We start from the raw sequence: 17935 nt of genomic DNA on the forward strand, positions 1-17935 counted from the left end.
TGTTGGCGTGTATCGAGAGCAAGGCGCGGCAAGTTGTCCACATGGGAAATGGGGCTGCTTTGCAGCCCATCGCCGGCAAGCCAGCTCCCACAAAGATTGCACAAGCCTTGAAGGCAGCGCAGTACCTGTGGGAGCTGGCTTGCCGGCGATGGGCCGCAAGGCGGCCCCGGATGTAACTCAGTGCCCGCCAAGATAGGCGTTGCGCACTTCCTCGTTGACCAGCAGCTCCTGCCCGGTCCCGGTCATGCGAATCTCCCCGTTGACCATCACATACGCCCGGTCGGACAGCTTCAGCGCATGGTTGGCGTTCTGCTCCACCAGAAAAATGGTCATCCCGGTCTTAGCCAGCTCACGCAGGGTCGCAAAGATCTGCTTCACCACGATCGGCGCCAGCCCCAGCGAGGGCTCGTCCAGCAACAGCAACTTCGGCCGGCTCATCAGCGCTCGGGCAATCGCCAGCATCTGCTGCTCACCCCCGGACATGGTCATGGCCCGCTGGTTACGCCGCTCCTTCAACCGTGGGAACAGCTCGTACATGCGCTGCATGTCTTCATCGGCATGCTTGTCGCCGATGGGGATGGTGCCCATCATCAGGTTTTCCTCGACGGACATGTCGGGGAACACCCGGCGCCCTTCCGGCGACTGGGCAATACCATTGGACGCAATGTAGTGCGACGACTTGCGGGTAATGTCGGTGCCGCGATAAACGATATGCCCGGACGCAGCGCGAGGCTGGCCGAAGATGGACATCAGCAGGGTCGACTTGCCAGCCCCGTTGGCACCGATCAGGCTGACCGTCTCGCCCTCGTTGATGTGCATCGAAACCTTTTTCAGCGCCTGGATCGGCCCGTAGAACACGTCCAGGTCCTTCAGTTCGAGAATGGGTGCACTCATACCAGTTCCTCTTCATCTGCACCCAGGTAGGCGGCGATCACCGTCGGGTTGTGGCGGATTTCCTGCGGCGCGCCTTCGGCAATCACGTTGCCGTGGTCCAGCACCACGATATGGTCGGAAATGCTCATGACCATGCCCATGTCGTGCTCGATCAGCACCACGGTGATGTCGTGCTCGTCACGCAGCACACGGATCATGCGGCTGAGGGCCTCGGTTTCCTGGGGGTTCAGGCCCGCCGCCGGTTCGTCCAGGCAGATGATCTTGGGCCGCGTGCACATGGCCCGGGCAATTTCCAGCCGGCGCTGCTGGCCGTACGACAGCTCGCCGGCCAGGCGGTTGGCGCAGTCGACCAGGTCGACCACTTCCAGCCAGTAGAATGCGTGGTCCAGCGCGTCGCTTTCGGCCTTGCGGTAGGCCTTGGTGTTGAGCACCCCGGCCAGCAGGTTGCGGTTGACCCACATGTGCTGGGCCACCAGCAGGTTTTCCACTACCGACATTTCCTTGAACAGGCGGATGTTCTGGAAGGTGCGCGCCAGGCCTGCGCGGTTGACCAGGTGTGTGCCGCCGAACATCTTGTAGTACAGGCGGTTGGCAAAGCGCGCCGGCGACACGAAGTCCGCCGCCTGGAAGCGCTCGCCAAGCAACTGGATGACGTTAGTGTGGGTGCCGCGCACGTTCAGCTCGATGCGCCCGCCACTGGCCTTGTAGAAACCCGTCAGGCAGTTGAACACCGTGGTCTTGCCAGCGCCGTTGGGGCCGATCAGGGCGAAGATCTGGTTGCGCCGGACCTTCAGGCTGACATCACTCAGCGCCTTGATGCCACCGAACTGCATCATCAGGTTGTCGACAGAGAGAATGATATCGTCGCTCATGGCGCCACTCCTTTACGCGGGGTCACACCGGTACGGCTGATGCGGATCAGCCCACGCGGTCGCCAGATCATCATCAGCACCATCAGCACGCCGAACAGCAGCACCCGGTATTCAGAGAAGCTGCGCAGCAGTTCGGGCGCCACGGTCAGCACGAACGCTGCAATCACCACGCCCACGGTCGAGCCCATGCCACCCAGCACGACAATGGCGAGGATCAGCGCCGACTCGAAGAAGGTGAACGACGACGGGTTGACGAAGCCCTGGTAGGTGGCAAAGAACACCCCGGCCAGGCCGGCAGTGGAGGCCCCCAGGGTAAACGCCGAAAGCTTGACCAGTACGTGGTTCAGGCCCATCGAGCGGCAGGCGATCTCGTCTTCACGCAGCGCTTCCCAGGCGCGGCCGACCGGCATGCGGGTGAGGCGGTGCTTGATGTAAAGCACAGCCAGCACCACCAGGAACAGCACCGCGTAGATGAACACGAACTTGAGGTTGGCGTTGTAATCGAAGCCGAAGAACTCGTGGATCGGTACCCCGCCATCCTTGGCCCGGCGGCCGAATTCCAGGCCGAAGAAGGTTGGCGAAGGGGCCGGCATGCCGTTGGGGCCACCGGTGAACGACAACCAGTTGTTCAGCACCAGGCGGATGATCTCGCCAAAGCCCAGGGTCACGATAGCCAGGTAGTCGCCGTGCATTCGTAGCACCGGGAAGCCCAGTATGCACCCCGCCAACGCGGCGGCGATGGCCGCCAGGGGCAGCACGCTCCAGAAACCCAGGCCGAGGTACTGGTAACCCAGTGCCAGGCCGTAGGCGCCAATGGCATAGAACGCCACGTAGCCCAGGTCGAGCAGGCCGGCCAGGCCGACCACGATGTTAAGGCCAAGCCCCAGCAACACGTAGATCAGGCCGAGGATGACCACGGTCAGCAGGTACTTGTTGGCGAAGATCGGGAAGACGATGGCAATCACCACCAGCGCCGGGATGATGTAGCGCAGCCGCGACTTGTAGTCCGGCGCGTTCACATGCACGCCAGAGCCACCGTTATCGAAGCCCTGGAGCATGCGCACGCCAGCGGCGGTCTGCAGGTAGAGGCTGAGCAGGAAGCGCCCCAGCATCACCCCGCCGACCAGCCAGGCTACGCGGCGCGGCTCGGCATTGAAGGTGTAGCCGTCGAGTACCACGCCGACGACCGGGCCAAACACAATGAGTGCCAGCAGGCCGGCGACGAGGGTCTCCAGCAGGCTGCGTTTAAGGTCGAAACCCTTGGTTTCGGAAGCAGAGGCAGTTTTGGCAACGGACATGTTCACACCTTAGCCACGAGCGGGCGACCCAGCAGGCCTTGTGGGCGGAAGATAAGGATCATCACCAGCAGCGAGAAGCTGAACACGTCCTTGTAGTCGGAGTTGATCAGGCCAGAGAACAGCGACTCGGAAATCCCCAGGATGATGCCGCCAAGCATGGCGCCAGGCAGCGAGCCGATGCCACCGAGCACTGCGGCGGTGAACGCCTTGATGCCGATGATGAAGCCGGCGTAGAAGTCGAAGGTGCCGTAGTTCATGGTGATCAGCACACCTGCCAGGGCGGCCATTACCGCACCGATGACAAAGACGTACGAAATCACCCGGTCGGTGTTGATGCCCAGGATCGAGGCCATCTTGCGGTCTTGCTGGGTGGCACGGCACATGCGGCCGAGCTTGGTGTACTTGATCACGTAGGTGAGCAGGCCCATGCCCACGAAGGCGGCGATCAGGATGAAGATCTTGGTGTAGGTCAGTTGCACGAAGCCGGTGCCGACTTCGACACGCAAGGCCCCTTCAAGCAGGGTGGGCACGCCTTGCTGGCGGGCGCCCTGGCTGATCTGTGCGTAGTTCTGCAGGATCAGCGAGATGCCGATGGCACTGATCAGCGGCGCCAGGCGGGTGGAGTTACGCAGGGGTTTGTAGGCGATGCGTTCGATGGTGAAACCATAGACGCCCGTGACGACGACGGTGAACAACAGCGTGCCCAACATCAGGAGCGGGAACGACTCGACGCCGAAATAGGCCAGCAATGCCAGGCTGATTGCCGCGAGGTACGCGGAAATCATATACACCTCGCCGTGCGCGAAGTTGATCATGCCGATAATGCCATAGACCATTGTGTAGCCGATGGCGATCAGGCCATAGACCGACCCGAGGGTCAGGCCGTTGACCAGTTGCTGCAGGAAAATACCATCCATAACGCAATCTCACTGATTGAGATTGCACGAGCGCCGACCACGGCAGGCCACGGATAAAGCGGCCCCCGCAGTGCAGAACCGTGCAGATCTCCGAATAAAGACAGGTACCGCAGGGGCTTGGGCCCGGGCATCAGCCCGGGCCGTGGGCCGTTATTATTTTTGTTTTTCCAGCTGGTGGTATTTACCGTCTTTGTCCCACTGGTAGACCACGTAGTCGGACACGGTCAGGTCACCCTTGCTGTCCCACTTCTTCTCGCCCATGACAGTCTTGACCGGGTTGGCCTTCAGCCATTTGGCCGCGTCTTCGCCCTTGTTCGACTTGGCGCCGTTGAAAGCAGCAGCCAGGGCCTCCAGCGAGGCGTAGGCGTACAGGGTGTAGCCTTCAGGTTCGGTACCGGCCTTGCGGAACTCTTCCACCACCGCCTTGCTGTCGGGCAGCAGGCGCGGGTCGGCGCCGAAGGTCATGTACACGCCATCGACGTACTGCGCGCCGCCAGCGGTAGACACCAGTTCGTCGGTGACGATGCCGTCATCGGACATGAACTTGACGTCCTTCAGGCCCTGCTCGCGCAGCTGGCGTACCAGCGGGCCGGCCTCTGGGTGCAGGCCGCCGAAGTAGACAACGTCGGCACCGGTCGAGCGGATCTTGGTAACCACGGCGCTGAAGTCTTTTTCGCCGCGGGTCAGGCCTTCGTACAGCACAGGCTTCACGCCGCGTTTTTCCAGCTGCGCCTTGGTCGCGTCGGCCAGGCCCTGGCCGTAGGTGTCCTTGTCGTGCAGCACCGCGACTTTCTTGCCCTTGAGCACGTCGACGATGTAGTCGCCAGCAACGATACCCTGCTGGTCGTCACGGCCGCACATGCGGAACATGGCGCCGAGGCCGCGCTCGGTCACCTGTGGGTTGGTCGAGCCCGGGGTAATGGCGATGATGCCCGCTTCGTCATACACCTCGGACGCCGGAATGGTGTTGGAAGAACAGAAGTGGCCCACGACGCCGATCACCTTGTCCTGGTCGGCCAGACGGTTGGCTACTGCCACGGCCTGCTTCGGTTCGCAGGCATCGTCGCCTTTGACCAGGACGATTTTCTCGCCGTTGACGCCACCGGCTGCGTTGATCTTGTCGGCCGCTGCCTGCGCACCTTTCATGTACTGCTCGCCAAACGCCGCGTTAGCCCCGGTCATCGGGCCCGCTACACCGATCTTGACGTCGGCCTGAACATACGAAGAAACACCCAGGGCCGTTGCGACGGCCAGTGCCAGGAAACCTTTCTTGTAAAACGTCTGCGACATGAGGTGGTGCTCCTAGAGTTTTTTTTGGTTGGCACTACAACTTCTCAACCCTGTGCTCAGAGCAAGGGCCGTGCCATAGGTTTTGTCTTCCGGGAAAACACACTGCGCAGGTGCACTGCAGGCGACCGACGGCCTTTTCTTTATTGAGCGTGCAACCGTCTGCCGCGCGGCAGGCGCCACCACACGTACAGACAAGGAGCAACCGCGATGTGCCATCATTGCAACCCTGGCAAGTGTTTACGTGCAACCGCCCTGTAACAGCGGACGTCACCGAAGTGCACACCGCTGGTGCGCGACTGCTACAGGCGGCACCGTTTGAAGGCTAGCCGGTGCACAGAAAAACACCTCTGTTTTGGCAGATACGCAGCCCTGTGGCAGCCCTGTGGGAGCGGGTTCACCCGCGAAGAGGCCAGCCCAGACACAACAAGGTGTAAAAGGCTGGCACAATGTCGGCCATTCGCCGCTTCCGGAGCCCCCTTGATGAGCGAAAGCGCATTCGCCGAGCGCATCGTGCACAACCTGCTCGACACCGACTTCTACAAACTCACGATGATGCAGGGCGTGCTGCACAACTACCCGGACGCCGACGTCGAATGGGAATTCCGCTGCCGTAACGGCGAGGACCTGCGCCCCTACCTGGGCGAGATCCGCCACCAGCTCGAACTGCTCAGCGACCTCACCCTGGATGATGGCCAGCTGGCCTTCCTGGAACGCATCAGCTTCCTCAAGCCCGACTTCCTGCGCTTTCTGCGCCTGTTCCGCTTCAACCTTCGCTACGTGCGTATCGGCATTGAAAACGACCAGCTGTTCCTGCGCCTGAAAGGCCCGTGGCTGCATGTGATCCTGTTCGAAGTGCCACTGCTGGCCATCATCAGCGAAGTGCGCAACCGCCATCTGCACCCGCACATGCGCCTGGCCGAGGCCCGCGACCAGCTGTACCGCAAGTTCGACTGGCTGCGCGCGCATGCCAGCGATGACGAACTGGCCAACCTGCAGGTAGCCGACTTCGGCACCCGCCGGCGCTTTTCCAGCCGTGTGCAGGAAGACGTGGTGCGGGTGCTGCGCGACGACTTCCCGGCCCGCTTCGTCGGCACCAGCAACGTCGACCTGGCATGGAAACTGGATATCAAGCCGCTGGGCACCATGGCCCATGAGTGGATCATGGCCCACCAGCAGCTCGGCCCACGGTTGATCGACAGCCAGATCGCCGCGCTGGACTGCTGGGTGCGCGAGTACCGCGGCCTGCTCGGCATCGCCCTGACCGACTGCATCACCATGGATGCCTTCCTCGGCGATTTCGACCTGTACTTCGCCAAGCTGTTCGACGGCCTGCGCCACGACTCGGGCGAGCCGGTGGCCTGGGCGGAGAAGGCCATTGCTCATTACCAGAAACTGGGTATCGACCCGATGACCAAGACCCTGGTGTTTTCCGACGGCCTCAACCTGACCCGCTCCCTGGAGATCTTCCGTGCCCTGCGCGGTCGCATCAACGTCAGCTTTGGCATCGGCACCAACCTGACCTGCGACATACCGGGTGTGGCCCCGATGAACATCGTGCTTAAAATGACCGACTGCAACGGCGCGCCGGTGGCCAAGATCTCGGACGAAGCCGCCAAGACCCAATGCCGTGACGAGAACTTCGTCGCCTACATGCGCCACGTATTCAAAGTCCCCAGCAAGGAGTAACCCATGCAAGCGGTTCAGCAAGAGATTGCCCAGGCGCTGAAGGTACAGCCGCCGTTCGCCGACGCTGCAGCGCTCGAGGCCGAAGTCGCCCGGCGCGTGGCGTTCATCAAGGATTGCCTGGCCAACGCCCGGCTCAAGACCCTGGTGCTGGGCATCAGCGGCGGTGTCGACTCGCTGACTGCCGCCTTGCTCGCCCAGCGCGCCGTGAATGAACTGCGCGCCGAAACCGGCGACAAGGCCTACACCTTCATTGCCGTACGCCTGCCCTACCAGGTGCAGCATGACGAGCATGACGCCCAGGCCTGCCTGGACGTGATCAAGGCCGATGAAGTGCACACCGTGGATATCGCCCCGGCGGTGCGGGCATTGGCCGCTGAAGTGGTGGAATTGAAGAACGGCTCGCCGACGTTGGTGGACTTTGTGGTGGGCAACGTCAAGGCACGTACCCGCATGGTCGCCCAGTACACAATCGCCGGCGCCCGCGCGGGCCTGGTGATCGGTACCGACCACGCGGCGGAGGCGGTGATGGGCTTCTTTACCAAGTTTGGTGATGGTGCCTGCGACCTGGCGCCGCTGAGCGGGCTGGTGAAGAACCAGGTACGGGCCATTGCGCGCAGCTTTGGCGCGCCGGAGTCACTGGTGGAGAAGGTACCGACTGCGGACCTTGAGGACCTGGAGCCGGGCAAGCCCGACGAAGCGTCGCATGGCGTGACCTACCAGCAGATCGACGCCTTCCTGCATGGGTTGCCGGTTGATCAGGCGGCGTTCGATATCATCGTTGCTACCTACCGCAAGACCCAGCACAAGCGCGAACTGCCGTTCGCCCCGTGATCAGGCTGTAGAAAGACCTGTGGGAGCGGGTTCACCCGCGAATACGTCAGTGGCCTCACCATCGCATTCGCGGGTAAACCCGCTCCCACAGGGTACGGCGTCAGCCTTTGATTACTTGACGACGACCTTGCCTTTCATCATCGAGATGTGGCCCGGGAAGGTGCAGAAGAAGCTGTAGTCACCACCGGCTTCCAGCTTGGAAGTGTCGAACTTCACTTCGGTTTCTTTTTCCGGTGCACCGATCATCGCAGTGTGGGCGATGATGTTGGCGTTATCTTCTTTCAGGTAGCCTTTTTCGATGCCCTGGGTCATTCCTTCAGTGGCAATGGCCTGCATGTCGGCAGTCTTGCTGATCACCAGGTTGTGGCCCATGACGTTCTTCGGCAGGCTGCCGGTGTGGGTCAGTTTGACGGTGAATTCCTTGCAGCTCTTGTCGACGGTGAATTCTTTGGTGGTGTAGGACATCTGGTCCGTCGATTCGACAGTCACCGAGCAGTCGGCTGCAAAGACAGAGGCGCTGGCGAGGGTCAGCAGGGATACCGCTACAGCTTTCGCAAACATCATGAATCTCCTTGGCAGGGTTTTATCAATTGCGAGACTGCCTGAAACCGTTCGGCCCCTTTCTGATATGAGTCAAGGGGGCGTCAAGAGGCCAGCCAGTAAAATTGTTCAATGGATTGTATACAACCAATCTAAGAGCACATCATGCCCTTTTAATAGACGATGGGACAACCTCTCATTTAGGAGCAATACCAAATGCCCATCTCTGCCTTCATCAACAGCCTGCTCGCCGCCTATGCCCACGGGGCCACGGGCGCCATCTGCGAATTCTCCCGCCCGGAATGAACACGGCCTTGGAAGCGACGGCCATGCGCCGTACCCTGTCCACCTGAGTGACAGGAGATGAGCAATGCCCGTACGTTCCGTTTGTGTGTTCTGCGGCGCCAGCATCGGCGCCAACCCTGCCTACCGTGAAGCCGCCATCGCGCTTGGCCAGGCCATTGCGCGCCGCGGCCTGACCCTGGTGTATGGCGGCGGCGCGGTCGGCCTGATGGGCACCGTTGCCGACGCGGCCATGGCGGCCGGTGGCGAAGTGATCGGGATCATTCCCGAAAGCCTGATGAACGCCGAAATCGGCCACAAGGGCCTCAGCCGCCTGGAAGTGGTCGACGGCATGCACGCACGCAAGGCGCGCATGGCCGAGCTGAGCGATGCCTTCATCGCCCTGCCGGGTGGGCTGGGTACGCTGGAAGAATTGTTCGAGGTATGGACCTGGGGGCAACTGGGCTATCACGCCAAGCCGTTGGGGCTGCTGGATGTGAACGGCTTCTATGCGAAGCTGGGCGGGTTCCTCGACCATATCGTCGAAGAAGGCTTTGTGCGGCCGCAACATCGGGCGATGTTGCTGCTGGGGCAGCAGCCTGACGCGCTGCTGGACGGGATGGACAGCTTTGTGGCGCCGGTGGTGCCGAAGTGGGTCGACAAGCAGCCTGACTAAACCCGATACAGGGGCTGCTTTGCAGCCCAATCGCCGGCAAGCCAGCTCCCACAGAGATTGCACAAAGCCCAAAGCTTGCGCCGTTCCTGTGGGAGCTGGCTTGCCGGCGATTGGGCCGCAAAGCGGCCCCCGAAATCAGCGCGGAATAACGGGCTGACGCGGCTTCTTGTTACCCTTGCCGCCCTTGGCTGCTTCCTTGCGTTCCTTGGCCGCCTGCTGGTTACGCGCAAACGCCTCGGCCTTGGCCTTCTCACGCTTGTCCCACGGCTTGCTGCCATCGCTGGCACGCGGTGGCAGGCCGGTGTGCTGGGTGAGGATCTTCTGCTCCTTGCCCACCTTGTGGCTGCCCGCAGGCGTCGAGTTCTTGCGGCGCGCGCTCTGGTACGTGTCGGATTGCGGCTGGTGCAGCGGGATCAGCTGGTGCTTGCCCGGCCCGATCAGGTCGGCGCGACCCATACGTTCCAGCGCTTCACGCAGCATCGGCCAGCCCTTCGGGTCGTGGTAGCGCAAGAACGCCTTGTGCAGGCGGCGTTGCTCGTCGCTCTTGACGATCTCCACCCCTTCACTCTTGTAGGTCACCTTGCGCAGCGGGTTCTTGCCCGAGTGGTACATGGCCGTGGCCGAGGCCATTGGCGACGGGTAGAACGCCTGCACCTGGTCGGCGCGGAAGCCGTTGCCCTTCAGCCACAGGGCCAGGTTCATCATGTCTTCGTCGGTGGTGCCCGGGTGCGCGGCGATGAAGTACGGGATCAGGTACTGCTCCTTGCCCGCCTCTTTCGAGTATTTCTCGAACATACGCTTGAAGCGGTCGTACGAGCCGATACCCGGCTTCATCATCTTGTCCAGCGGGCCACGCTCGGTGTGCTCCGGGGCAATCTTCAGGTAGCCGCCAACGTGGTGGGTAACCAGTTCCTTGACGTACTCCGGCGACTCCACGGCCAGGTCGTAGCGCAGGCCCGAGGCGATCAGGATCTTCTTCACACCTGGCAGGGCACGGGCCTTGCGGTACAGCTCGATCAGCGAGCTGTGGTCGGTGTTGAGGTTTTCGCAGATACCCGGGAACACGCACGACGGCTTGCGGCAGTGCTTCTCGATTTCATGGCTCTTGCAGGCGATGCGGTACATGTTGGCGGTCGGCCCGCCAAGGTCGGAGACCACGCCGGTGAAGCCCGGCACCTTGTCGCGCATCTCTTCGATCTCGTGCAGGATCGACTCGTGCGAGCGGTTCTGGATAATGCGGCCTTCGTGCTCGGTGATCGAGCAGAAGGTGCAGCCACCAAAGCAGCCACGCATGATGTTCACCGAGAAACGAATCATCTCGTAGGCCGGGATGCGCTCCTTGCCATAGGCCGGGTGCGGCACACGGGCGTAAGGCATGCCGAACACGTAGTCCATTTCTTCGGTGGTCATGGGGATGGGTGGCGGGTTGAACCACACATCCACTTCGCCGTGCTTCTGCACCAGGGCGCGGGCGTTACCCGGGTTGGTCTCCAGGTGCAGCACGCGGTTGGCATGGGCATAGAGCACCGGGTCGTTACGCACCTTTTCGAACGAAGGCAGGCGGATCACCGACTTTTCCCGGGTCACGGCCGGGCTGTCGAGAATCTGCACGACCTTGGCTTCGTTCGGGTCTTCCTGGTCGCCCTTGGCCTGCTCGATGGCGCAGGCCTGGGTGTCCTGGGTGTTCACGTACGGGTTGATGATCTTGTCGACGCGGCCCGGGCGGTCGATGCGGGTGGAGTCGATCTCGAACCAGCCCTGCGGGGTATCACGGCGCACGAACGCGGTGCCGCGGATGTCGGTGATGCTCTCGATCGTCTCGCCACTGGCCAGGCGCTGGGCCACCTCGACCACCGCACGCTCGGCGTTGCCGAACAGCAGGATGTCGGCGCTGGCGTCGATCAGGATCGAGTGACGCACCTTGTCCTGCCAGTAGTCGTAGTGGGCGATGCGGCGCAGCGAAGCCTCGATGCCGCCGAGTACGATCGGCACATGCTTGTAGGCTTCCTTGCAGCGCTGGCTGTACACCAGGCTGGCGCGGTCCGGACGGCTGCCGGCCAGGCCACCAGGGGTGTAGGCGTCGTCGGAACGGATCTTCTTGTCTGCGGTGTAGCGGTTGATCATCGAATCCATGTTGCCCGCGGCCACGCCGAAGAACAGGTTCGGCTCGCCAAGCTTCATGAAGTCGTCTTTCGACTGCCAGTTAGGCTGGGCAATGATGCCTACGCGAAAGCCCTGGGCTTCCAGCAGGCGGCCGATGATGGCCATGCCGAACGACGGATGGTCGACGTAGGCATCACCGGTCACGATGATGATGTCGCAGGAATCCCAGCCGAGCAGATCCATCTCCTGCCTGCTCATTGGCAGGAAAGGTGCTGGCCCGAAGCATTCGGCCCAGTACTTGGGATAGTCGTAGAGTGGTTTGGCTGCTTGCATGTCAGTGACCGGTTCTGGTGTGCAGGGAAATCGCGGGCGCGGAATATAGCACAAATTTTGACCAAATCCGACTGTCTTCGTGGGGATTGGTGGGTTGGGCGACGGTTGGGTGAAGGCTGCCAGGTGCCTGGCTTGGGGCTTGTGGTGGAGCCGCAAGGTGTCCGACACAGCAGTTTCTGCGCCTGTGAGATCGAGCGCCGCCCGCGCGGCGCATCGCGACGCAAGGCCGCTCCCACATCTGTTTCGGGCCAGTCCAGCCTGTGCCATTGGCGCGCGCCCCCTTGTTTGCTCTCTTCAATATCGAAGGTTGCGCCGCAGCTTCTCGGCAATCTCCAGCCATACCAACAGGGTGCGAGTGCGGAGGAGGCAGGAGTAACTGGCCCGAAACAAATGTGGGAGCGGCCTTGCGTCGCGATGCGCCGCGCGGGCGGCGCTCGATCTCACAGGCGCTGAAACTGTTGTGTCGAACACATGGCGGCCTTCATGCAACCTAAAGCCAACCCCTCACTGCTTCATGCCCAACTCCGCATCATCCATCAACGCCTTGGCCATCGCACTCAGGTAATGGGCCGCCCAGATCATCATCGGTTTTTCATCCATCAGCCCGGTGATGGTCAATTCGCGCACATAGCCCATCAACTCTGAAGACTGCTCGCGGGCATCTCTGCACGGGATACCGGGCTCGATGCGGAACAGTGGATGAGTGCCGTTCTCGCCCTGATAAAAAGTGGTCTTACCGACAGTGAATTGGGTGTCTTCTGTTGTCATTGTTCAATCCCCGGAAATTTCTCTAAAACCAGGGCCGGCCCTTTCGCGGGCACGCCCGCTCCCACAGGTACAGTGCAACCCGGAAAACAGTGGTTATCCGCTCCCACAGGATCACCACAGCTTTCAGGCTTGCACAGTACCTGTGGGAGCGGGTTCACCCGCGAAAGGGCCCGGCCAGGCGTAATATCAATCAAGCCCTACGTTGGGCATTCGGCCTGAGTAGAGCTGTGTTCAAGGAAAGGGGATCGAGGGGTGGATCGGGGATAATTTTCAGCATGCTATAGCTCTCTGTAGATTCACATAGAGCCGCACTCATGACTTGCAGTGTGATGGGTGGCGGCCACGTACGGGTCTGCAAGACCGGACAGAGAACGAAAACCGGCAGGTTCGAAAACCTCCCGCACGCAGCCACCATCAAGCGAGCCCAATGGCGTGCCATTGGCTTGCGGTGAACAACATTCGTTCCTGATCGGGCTTGCAGGCCCGGTCGCTGTTTTTGCAACGACAGGGCCAGACTAGGCCGCCCAGAAAACCACCGCAATGGTGTAAAGGCCGTAGGAAGCTAACCGCCCAGGAACGATGGCTAGGCTTTCTGATTGGCTCAGCATGGCCGGTACTGGCCGAAGCGGTGGTGCTGGTCACACTGTTCGCATACCTCGGGCTACTTCGGTATTAATCGGCCTCATCCCCTTGAGTTTGGCATATCTATGGGCCCCGCAGTGGGGGTTGGCTTCAGGGCTTGCGTACCCTGTTCATTGGCCTGGGCAGTGGTGGTTTGCTGTTGTGGGGCATCCATGATCAATCCCAGGCAACACCGCATCTGAGCCTGGGCGAGCTTGTTGCCCTCTTTACGCTGGTGAGTGGGTTGCTCGCAGGCGTTGCACAACTGGCGGAAGCTTGGCGGGTACTCGACCAGTTCCGGCTCGACAAACGCAAGCTCGAACACTGGCTCCAACTCCCTGTGTTCGGCCCGACAGAGTCCATGGAGGCAGAGCCCTTGGATGAACACGCAGGGCTTCGCATCACCCCCTGCCAACTCAGCGCTCGAAACGCGCTGCAACTGCTGATCGATGAGCCCTTGGTAATACGGGCAGGAGAACGAGTCGCGCTGGTTGGGCCCAGCGGGTCTGGTAAGTCGACACTTCTGCATGCGCTGGCAGGAACGGTATTCCAGTTGCGCAAGCACGTTCACTTGTATGGCAGAAGCCTGGCTGCGCTCGAGGGCTGTGAGCAGTTCAGCCGTTTACGACTCTGCCCTCAGGATGCGCATTTCATACCCGGCCCACTGCCCCGCGCAGTGCTGTTCGAACATGCTCATGATCGCGCTCAGATCGAACAATGGCTTGAACGACTGGGCTTGAGCAAAGACTGGTACGAACTTGATCTGGATGCACGCGCAGAATCCATTTCGGGTGGTGAGGCGCGCAGGCTGACGTTGCTGCGGGTACTTAATCAGCCTGGCGACTTCAATTTCTTTGACGAACCTACAAGCGGCCTGGACGCCGGATCGGCAGAGCAGACCCGGGATCTTCTGTTCGAAACATTCCAAGGGAAAGGGCTGATCTGCGTTACTCATGATCAGAACGCCCTGTCGCGATTTGATCGGGTAATCACGATGAGCGAAGGGCGGATTGTCAGTCAGTGCTAAAAGCCACGTCCCTTTAATCGGGGCCGCTTTGCGGCCCATCGCCGGCAAGCCGGGCTCCCACAGGTACGGTGCAAAGCTTAAGATTTACGCCGTACCTGTGGGAGCCCGGCTTGCCGACGATGGGCGGCGCAGCAGCCCCAAAAGCCTTGAACCAGTTACGACTTACCGGCGTTATTCGTCATCATCGAAGTTGTACATGCCCGGCGCAAGGTTCTCGAAGCGGGTGTACTTGCCGATGAATGCCAGGCGGACGAAGCCGATGGGGCCGTTACGCTGTTTGCCGATGATGATTTCGGCAATGCCCTTGTGCTCGGTCTCCGGGTGATACACCTCGTCACGGTAGACGAACATGATCACGTCGGCGTCCTGCTCGATTGCACCGGACTCACGCAAGTCGGAGTTGATCGGGCGCTTGTTTGGCCGCTGCTCAAGGGAGCGGTTCAGCTGTGACAATGCTACGACCGGGCAGTTGAACTCTTTGGCAAGGGCCTTGAGGGAGCGAGAAATCTCGGAAATTTCGTTGGTCCGATTATCACCACCGGAACCTGGAATCTGCATCAACTGCAGGTAGTCGACCATGATCAGGCCGATTTCGCCGTGCTCACGCGCCAGGCGGCGAGTGCGCGAACGCATTTCCGAAGGGCTGATGCCCGCTGTATCGTCGATGAACAGCTTGCGGTCGTTGAGCAGGTTGACTGCCGAGGTCAGGCGCGGCCAGTCGTCGTCGTCCAGCTGGCCAGAACGCACCTTGGTCTGGTCAATACGGCCCAAGGACGAGAGCATACGCATGATCAGCGATTCACCTGGCATCTCGAGGGAGAACACCAGCACAGCCTTGTCGCTGCGCAGCACGGCATTCTCGACCAGGTTCATGGCAAACGTGGTCTTACCCATCGAGGGTCGGCCGGCGACAATGATCAAGTCCGCCGCCTGCAGGCCGCTGGTCTTCTCGTCCAGGTCGGTGTAACCGGTGGAAACACCGGTAATTTCGCTGTCAGAGTTGAACAGCGTATCGATGCGATCGATGGCCTTGGTCAACAGCTCGTTGACGCCTACCGGGCCGCCGGTCTTTGGCCGCGCCTCGGCAATCTGGAAAATCTGCCGTTCGGCGTCGTCGAGAATTTCCTCGGCGTTGCGACCTTGGGGGTTAAAGGCGTTGTCGGCAATATCGGTGCTGATGCTGATCAGCTGGCGCAGCGTGGCGCGCTCGCGAATGATCGCGGCGTAGGCCTTGATGTTGGCCACCGATGGCGTGTTCTTGGCCAGCTCCGCCAAGTAAGCCAGGCCGCCGACCTGCGACGAAACGCCTTCCTTGTCCAACTGCTCGTGCAACGTGACCACGTCGAACGGGTGGTTAAGGTCCACCAGCTTATGGATGGCACGGTAGATCAGGCGATGGTCATGCCGGTAGAAATCGCCATCCGAAACCTGATCCAGCACCCGCTCCCAGGCGTTGTTGTCCAGCATCAGGCCACCGAGCACGGCCTGTTCGGCCTCGATGGAATGCGGCGGCACCTTCAGGGCGGCGGTTTGCAGGTCAAGCTGTTCGGAGGTTGTGATCTCGTTCATGGCCACGAAGAAATTCTGGAGGATGAAAAAGACAAAGGGCACGGCCTGTATAAAACAGGACCGTGCCCGATGTTAACCGCCTGACCCGCAAGGAGCCAGCCAGTTAGCGCAGCTTAGGCAGCTACGACAACCACGCGTACGGTGGCTTCAACGTCGCTGTGCAGGTGCACGGCTACGTCGTATTCGCCAACCTGACGGATGGTGCCGTTCGGCAGACGAACTTCAGCTTTGGCCACTTCAACGCCGGAGGCGGTCAGGGCGTCAGCGATGTCGTGGGTGCCGATCGAACCGAACAGCTTGCCTTCGTCGCCAGCGGTGGCAGTGATGGTCACTTCCAGCTCGGCCAGTTGGGCAGCGCGGCTTTCAGCCGACGATTTACGGTCAGCAGCTGCTTTTTCCAGCTCGGCGCGACGCTCTTCGAACGCAGCCAGGTTGGCGGCGTTGGCAACGGTGGCCTTGCCGAATGGCAGCAGGAAGTTACGGCCGTAACCAGCCTTAACTTTTACTTTGTCGCCCAGGTTGCCCAGGTTAGCGACTTTTTCCAGCAGGATCAGTTCCATTTGGTAAAACCTCTTAACTTTTAACCTTCACCGTTCGCGGAGTCATTCCCCTTGGGGGACTTGCGACCGCGAAAATCAATCAGGCTGTCGACAATGGCCAAAACCACCAGCAACGGATAAATCAGCTGCATGATCAGCGGTAGCGTCACGTACATGCCCACCAGCCAGAAACCGGCCAGTCGGCCCTGTGCCACCAGCCCATGCATCAAAGCGATGCCGGCCAGTACCAGTACCAGGCTCGAAGCCGATGCCAGGATGATGAACTGCGGTCCGATGAACGGAGCCACCACCATCACTGCCACCAAGACCGCCATGGTCTGTTTTGGCAACTTCAGGGCGCGAAACTCGCGACCGAAGCCTCCAGGGTTGTACAACGCTGCCTGCCAGTAGCGCGCCAGCACCAAGGCCAGCACACTGAACAATTGCACCGTCACTGCTGTGGAAGCGACCAGCACAGGGCGGATCAGCTCACCGGAGAGCACGGGTTGCCCCTCGATTTTCGGCATGGCTTCGGCAAACGCCTTGGCCAGCACATCGAAGGTTTGCGCCAGCGCCAGATCGAGCACGAGGCTGAAAGCCACGGCGAACACGGCACTGACCACCAACACCCGGCTCCAGGGATGCTCGGCTCGCAACAGGGCGGCCAGGCTCAGGGCTCCTGCAATCACCAGAAAGGTGATGGGATCGCCCATGACCCACACGGCCAACCCGGCCAGCAGGCCGCCGGCGATGACCGTTGTAGCATCCTTGAAACCACGCCGCAGCAGCACAAAGCTGCATGCAGCGGCACTCAACCAGAACAGCAGCGGCAGTACCGCGCTGATGACCACCACGAGGGTGGCCTGCACACGACCGCGCATGATGAAACTTGCTAACGCTCGCATGCTAATCCCTTACTGCTTGTCGACGACCCGGTCTCAGCGGCCGTGGCTGTCGGTGTAGGGCAGCAGGGCCAGGAAGCGGGCGCGCTTGATAGCGGTAGCCAGCTGACGCTGATAACGAGCTTTGGTACCGGTGATGCGGCTTGGAACGATCTTGCCGGTTTCGGATACGTAAGCTTTCAGGGTGTTGAGATCTTTGAAGTCGATCTCTTTCACGTCTTCAGCAGTGAAGCGGCAGAATTTACGACGACGGAAGAAACGTGCCATTTAATAGGCTCCTCTAAAGGTCCGTGGATTACTCGTCAGCGTTATCGCTGGAGTCGCTGTCATTGCTGTCGTCGCCTTCGGCGGAGTCAGCATGCTCAGGACGCTCACGACGCTCACGGCGCTCGCTGCGGTTTTCTTCAGCCTTCAGCATCTCGGACTGGCCGGTAACGGCTTCGTCGCGACGGATGACCAGGTTACGGATAACGGCATCGTTGTAGCGGAAGTTGTCTTCCAGCTCGGCCAGGGCCTTGCCGGTGCACTCAACGTTCAGCATCACGTAGTGAGCCTTGTGAACATTGTTGATTGCGTAGGCCAGTTGACGACGGCCCCAGTCTTCCAGGCGGTGGATTTTGCCACCGTCTTCTTCGATCAGCTTGGTGTAACGCTCAACCATGCCGCCGACTTGCTCGCTCTGGTCCGGGTGAACCAGGAAGATGATTTCGTAATGACGCATGAATGCTCCTTACGGGTTAGTAGTCTGCCAGCGTATCTGGTCAGACAAGGAGTGAATGACACTGTA

Annotated in this window: 17 protein-coding genes; 4 read left to right on the forward strand and 13 right to left on the reverse strand. The window is 60.9% G+C overall.

Annotation, left to right across the window (positions count from 1 at the left end):
* Positions 1–177: 177 nt before the first annotated feature.
* The 5 genes from ACN6NG_RS26975 to ACN6NG_RS26995 form a co-directional block, all read right to left on the reverse strand.
* Positions 178–894, reverse strand: a complete 717-nt coding sequence (locus tag ACN6NG_RS26975) for an ABC transporter ATP-binding protein (RefSeq protein WP_353456804.1) — start codon at positions 892–894, stop codon at positions 178–180.
* Entirely contained in the window at positions 891–1766 is an 876-nt protein-coding gene (locus ACN6NG_RS26980) for an ATP-binding cassette domain-containing protein (protein WP_063423426.1), read from the reverse strand. Before ACN6NG_RS26980 ends, ACN6NG_RS26975 begins: the two co-directional genes overlap by 4 nt.
* Positions 1763–3064 (reverse strand): high-affinity branched-chain amino acid ABC transporter permease LivM, encoded by a 1302-nt coding sequence (gene livM, locus ACN6NG_RS26985; protein WP_063423425.1) that lies wholly within the window; start codon positions 3062–3064, stop codon positions 1763–1765. The genes ACN6NG_RS26980 and livM overlap by 4 nt, the downstream gene beginning before the upstream one ends.
* Positions 3065–3066: 2 nt before the next feature.
* The gene (locus ACN6NG_RS26990; RefSeq protein WP_016489422.1) at positions 3067–3981 is read right to left on the reverse strand and encodes an ABC transporter permease subunit; all 915 of its coding nucleotides are present in this window, start codon (positions 3979–3981) and stop codon (positions 3067–3069) included.
* A 153-nt stretch (positions 3982–4134) separates the two neighbouring features.
* Entirely contained in the window at positions 4135–5271 is a 1137-nt protein-coding gene (locus tag ACN6NG_RS26995) for a branched-chain amino acid ABC transporter substrate-binding protein (protein WP_197899572.1), read from the reverse strand.
* Between the two features lie 480 nt (positions 5272–5751).
* On the opposite strand from ACN6NG_RS26995, the gene pncB reads away from it, so the two are divergent.
* Both pncB and nadE read left to right on the forward strand, forming a co-directional pair.
* Positions 5752–6957, forward strand: a complete 1206-nt coding sequence (gene pncB / locus ACN6NG_RS27000; RefSeq protein ID WP_016501865.1) for a nicotinate phosphoribosyltransferase — start codon at positions 5752–5754, stop codon at positions 6955–6957.
* A 3-nt stretch (positions 6958–6960) separates the two neighbouring features.
* Positions 6961–7788, forward strand: coding sequence for an ammonia-dependent NAD(+) synthetase (gene nadE, locus ACN6NG_RS27005; RefSeq protein ID WP_016501866.1), 828 nt, complete (start codon positions 6961–6963; stop codon positions 7786–7788).
* A 111-nt stretch (positions 7789–7899) separates the two neighbouring features.
* Here the strand turns inward: nadE and azu are convergent, their stop codons facing one another.
* Positions 7900–8349 (reverse strand): azurin, encoded by a 450-nt coding sequence (gene azu / locus ACN6NG_RS27010; protein WP_063423422.1) that lies wholly within the window; start codon positions 8347–8349, stop codon positions 7900–7902.
* Positions 8350–8698: 349 nt separating this feature from the next.
* On the opposite strand from azu, the gene ACN6NG_RS27015 reads away from it, so the two are divergent.
* Positions 8699–9286 (forward strand): LOG family protein, encoded by a 588-nt coding sequence (locus tag ACN6NG_RS27015; protein WP_258654163.1) that lies wholly within the window; start codon positions 8699–8701, stop codon positions 9284–9286.
* Between the two features lie 135 nt (positions 9287–9421).
* Here the strand turns inward: ACN6NG_RS27015 and ACN6NG_RS27020 are convergent, their stop codons facing one another.
* Both ACN6NG_RS27020 and ACN6NG_RS27025 read right to left on the reverse strand, forming a co-directional pair.
* A complete protein-coding gene (locus tag ACN6NG_RS27020; RefSeq protein ID WP_063423420.1) occupies positions 9422–11722 on the reverse strand; it encodes a YgiQ family radical SAM protein in 2301 nt (766 codons plus the stop codon).
* Positions 11723–12226: 504 nt separating this feature from the next.
* Entirely contained in the window at positions 12227–12490 is a 264-nt protein-coding gene (locus tag ACN6NG_RS27025; RefSeq protein WP_019473937.1) for a DUF3077 domain-containing protein, read from the reverse strand.
* Positions 12491–13229: 739 nt separating this feature from the next.
* Between ACN6NG_RS27025 and ACN6NG_RS27030 the strand changes: the two genes are divergently transcribed.
* A complete protein-coding gene (locus ACN6NG_RS27030) occupies positions 13230–14138 on the forward strand; it encodes an ATP-binding cassette domain-containing protein (protein ID WP_474317099.1) in 909 nt (302 codons plus the stop codon).
* 171 nt (positions 14139–14309) lie between these two features.
* On the opposite strand, the gene dnaB is transcribed toward ACN6NG_RS27030, so the two are convergent.
* The 5 genes from dnaB to rpsF form a co-directional block, all read right to left on the reverse strand.
* Positions 14310–15707: a replicative DNA helicase gene (gene dnaB, locus ACN6NG_RS27035; RefSeq protein WP_063423447.1), complete on the reverse strand. Its 1398-nt coding sequence runs from the start codon at positions 15705–15707 to the stop codon at positions 14310–14312.
* A 113-nt stretch (positions 15708–15820) separates the two neighbouring features.
* On the reverse strand, positions 15821–16267 hold the full coding sequence (gene rplI, locus ACN6NG_RS27040) for a 50S ribosomal protein L9 (protein ID WP_012316464.1): 447 nt from the start codon (positions 16265–16267) through the stop codon (positions 15821–15823).
* 20 nt (positions 16268–16287) lie between these two features.
* Positions 16288–17151, reverse strand: a complete 864-nt coding sequence (locus ACN6NG_RS27045) for a hypothetical protein (RefSeq protein ID WP_043198105.1) — start codon at positions 17149–17151, stop codon at positions 16288–16290.
* A 33-nt stretch (positions 17152–17184) separates the two neighbouring features.
* The gene (gene rpsR, locus ACN6NG_RS27050) at positions 17185–17415 is read right to left on the reverse strand and encodes a 30S ribosomal protein S18 (RefSeq protein ID WP_003249563.1); all 231 of its coding nucleotides are present in this window, start codon (positions 17413–17415) and stop codon (positions 17185–17187) included.
* Positions 17416–17443: 28 nt separating this feature from the next.
* Positions 17444–17869, reverse strand: coding sequence for a 30S ribosomal protein S6 (gene rpsF, locus ACN6NG_RS27055; RefSeq protein ID WP_003249557.1), 426 nt, complete (start codon positions 17867–17869; stop codon positions 17444–17446).
* Positions 17870–17935: the final 66 nt, after the last annotated feature.

The organism is Pseudomonas sp. TSO6, assembly GCF_056098905.1.